Origin of the sequence: Brachyspira sp. SAP_772, assembly GCF_009755885.1 — a bacterium.
Taxonomy (GTDB): Bacteria; Spirochaetota; Brachyspiria; order Brachyspirales; family Brachyspiraceae; genus Brachyspira.
The window spans coordinates 1-668 of record NZ_VYIX01000210.1 but is presented as its reverse complement, the minus strand read 5'-3'; the positions used below and the strand labels follow the sequence as shown (position 1 = coordinate 668).

Annotated in this window: 1 protein-coding gene; it reads right to left on the bottom strand. The window is 28.1% G+C overall.

The features are described 5' to 3' along the window. The coding region (locus tag GQX97_RS13600) for a cache domain-containing protein (protein ID WP_232473430.1) at positions 1-668 on the bottom strand (668 nt) is incomplete at both ends.

The following is a 668-nucleotide window of genomic DNA, read 5'->3' as shown; positions in this document are numbered from 1 at the left end:
TTTTTAGTTACATTATTAGTATCTTGTGCATCATATAATATATTTCCGTCGCTATCAAATAAAGAAGCTTCTGCACCTTCAAAAGGCTGTATATTTGCTACTAAAGAATTAATAGAAGAAACTAATATATCTGTAGTTATAACCCCAATAACATTTCCATTATTTCTAATAGGTACACACCARCTAAATATTTGCTCTTTTTTAGTTCCAAACAACAAATATTCATATATAGGTGTAATATAAGGTTTTCCTGTTGATAATGGTTTTGTTATATAATCTTCTGTTAATTCTTGAGATGTAAAACCTCTAGATTCTTTTTGATTTCCGCTTCTAGCAACATAATAGCTAAATTGACCATTTGCTGCAGAATATTTTGGGTCATTTACGTAATTTATGTCATCTCCTACATAATTTGGTAAGAATGTAATAGACATTCCGCATACATTTGGATKCATTTTATCCAAAAAGTTATTTATCATGTTTTCATATACTGTTCTTGTTCTAGTACCATCATTATATAATGTTTCAACATCATATTGTAAACCTGTTGTATATAATAATTCCTCTCTCAAGAAAAATTGTAATATAGTAGCTTCTCCTGTAGAACGTTGTTCAAGAACTTTATATGAATAATCTTTAGTGATAGTGTTTACAGAGTTTACACTTTT